Source organism: Geobacillus sp. ZGt-1 (assembly GCF_001026865.1).
Taxonomy (GTDB): Bacteria; Bacillota; Bacilli; order Bacillales; family Anoxybacillaceae; genus Geobacillus; species Geobacillus thermoleovorans.
In genome coordinates, this window is the sequence record NZ_LDPD01000028.1 from 136,274 (window position 1) to 138,838 (window position 2,565).

Annotated in this window: 1 protein-coding gene and 1 pseudogene; both read right to left on the reverse strand. The window is 51.7% G+C overall.

Going from position 1 to position 2,565, the window contains the following annotated elements; all coding sequences use genetic code 11:
- The coding region (gene qoxB, locus VU18_RS15075; protein ID WP_236687430.1) for a cytochrome aa3 quinol oxidase subunit I at positions 1 to 1,718 on the reverse strand (1,718 nt) is incomplete at its 3' end.
- A gap of 62 nt (positions 1,719 to 1,780) precedes the next feature.
- Positions 1,781 to 2,565, reverse strand: a pseudogene (gene qoxA, locus VU18_RS15080) (cytochrome aa3 quinol oxidase subunit II); the annotation flags it as partial.

Consider the following 2,565-nt stretch of genomic DNA (forward strand, 5'->3'; position numbering starts at 1 on the left):
TCTTCTTCTTTCACGTGGAAGCCGCCATACTTTTTCTTCATCACCCAATACGCGTCCACATCTTCGACAACCGGCGTCACCGGGAAATTGTAATGCACCGGCGGCGACGCGGTCGCCCACTCAAGCGTCCGTCCGTTCCACGGGTCGCCGGTCATGTCGCGCTCGCCGTAGCGGGCGCTGTAATAAATGTTGTAACAAAGCACGATAAACCCGATGCCCATCAACACCGCCCCGACCGTCGCGACGACGTTGAGCGGCGTCCAGCCGAGACCAGCCGAGTACGTGTACATGCGGCGCGTCATCCCCATCAACCCTAGGAAATACATCGGGAAGAAGCAGATGTTAAAGCCGATCATAAACAGCCAAAACGTCCACTTGCCAAGCCGTTCATTCAAGATATGGCCGAACATTTTCGGATACCAATAATGCAAACCGGCAAAGCAGGCGAACACCGTACCCGCGATCAACACGTAATGGAAATGGGCAATCAGAAAATAGCTGTTATGGTATTGATAATCGGCCGCCGCCATCGCCAACATAACCCCCGTCACGCCGCCGATGACGAAGTTCGGAATGAACGCCAGCGACCAAAGCATCGCCGTCGTAAAGCGGATCTTCCCTTTTCGGAGCGTAAACAGCCAGTTAAAAATTTTCACCCCGGTCGGAATGGCGATCGCCATCGTCGTGATCGAGAAGGCAGAGTTCACGGCCGGCCCTGCGCCCATCGTAAAGAAGTGGTGCACCCAGACGATAAAGCTTAAAAACGCAATGCCCACGATCGAACCGACCATCGCCTTATAACCGAACAGCCGTTTCTGCGCAAACGTGCTGACCACTTCCGAGAAAATGCCGAACGCCGGCAAAATGACGATATACACTTCCGGATGGCCCCAAATCCAGAACAAGTTCGCCCAGAGCATCGACATGCCGCCGTTGGCCATCGTGAAAAACTGCGTATCAAACAGCCGGTCAAACGTCATGAGCGCCAAGGCGACCGTCAACACCGGGAAGGCGAAAATAATGAGCACGCATGTGATGAGAATCGTCCACGTAAACATCGGCATGCGCATCAATGTCATGCCCGGCGCGCGCATTTTTAAAATCGTGACAAGGAAGTTGATCCCGGTCATCAATGTTCCGATCCCGGAAATTTGTAAAGCGACAGCGTAATAGTTGTTGCCGACGCCATGGCTGAACTCATTCCCCGCGAGCGGGAAATACGCCGTCCAGCCGGCGTCCGGCGATCCGCCGATGACAAAGGAAATGTTAAACAGCATGGCCCCGAAGAAAAAGAGCCAAAAGCTTAACGCATTCAAATATGGAAACGCGACATCGCGCGCCCCGATTTGCAGCGGAACGACAATGTTCATCAAACCGATGATGAACGGCATCGCCATAAACAAGATCATAATCGTCCCGTGCGTCGTAAATATTTCATTGTAATGTTGCGCGTCAAGAAACTTCATGTTCGGCGCGGTCAGCTGCGCCCGCATCAAAAGCGCATCGACGCCGCCGCGGAAGAGCATCAAAACTGCGCAAATAATGTACATGACGCCAATCTTTTTATGATCCACCGTCGTGAGCCATTCGTTCCACAGCCATTTCCATTTTTTAAAATATGTCAACACAAACACAATGCCGACCATCGTCAAGACGATGGCGACATCGGCGGCATAAATGAGCGGCTCACCCGTGACAAAAAACTCGCTCCATTTCATCTTTCGCTCCTCCTTTCCTACTCCCCATGATGGTGACTGTTTGTCATCGCTTCATCGCTTTNATCGTCGTTTTTCATTGGCTTTCCATTTGCATGATGGCTGTTTTGTTTCGCATGGTCAATCCATTGTAAGTGGGTGTTCGAAAACGTCATTCGCCCAACAAGCCCCGGTTTTAAAATTTGTGTATATTTTTTCTCATCGAGCTTCGGGGCGGTTTGTTTCACTTCATTTACCCATTTGCGGAAGTCCGTTCCCGTTTGTGCGACGACCTCAAACTCCATATGGGCGAACTTTTCCCCGGAAAAGTTGGCGCTCCGCCCCATGTAGGAACCGGGCTTATCGGCTTGCAAAATCAGCTCTGTCTCCATGCCGTCCATCGCATATTTTTGCCCACCTAATTCCGGCACCCAAAACGAGTTCATCGGCCCGACCGAAGTCAGCTTAAACTTGACCGGCACACCGGCTGGAATATGGACGTAGTTGACCGTTTCAATGTTTTCTTCCGGATAGCTGAAAATCCATTTCCAGTTCGCCGCCGTCACATGGATCGTGATCGGTTTCACTTTCTCGGTCGGCGGCTTTTCCAACGCAAACGTCGCCTTCACTGTTGGAACAGCGAGCGCAGCGACAATCAAAATTGGAATGGCCGTCCAGACGACTTCAAGCAACGTGTTCCCTTCCTCATCCGGCGGCTCATAGCCGGCATTTTCCGGCTTCTCGCGATAACGAATGAGAAAAACGGCAAATAACGTAAATACAACAACAATAATGAACAACATAAAGCCGACAGACCACATGATCAAATCATACTGCATGCGCGCCACCGGCCCTTGCGGATTGAGCACGG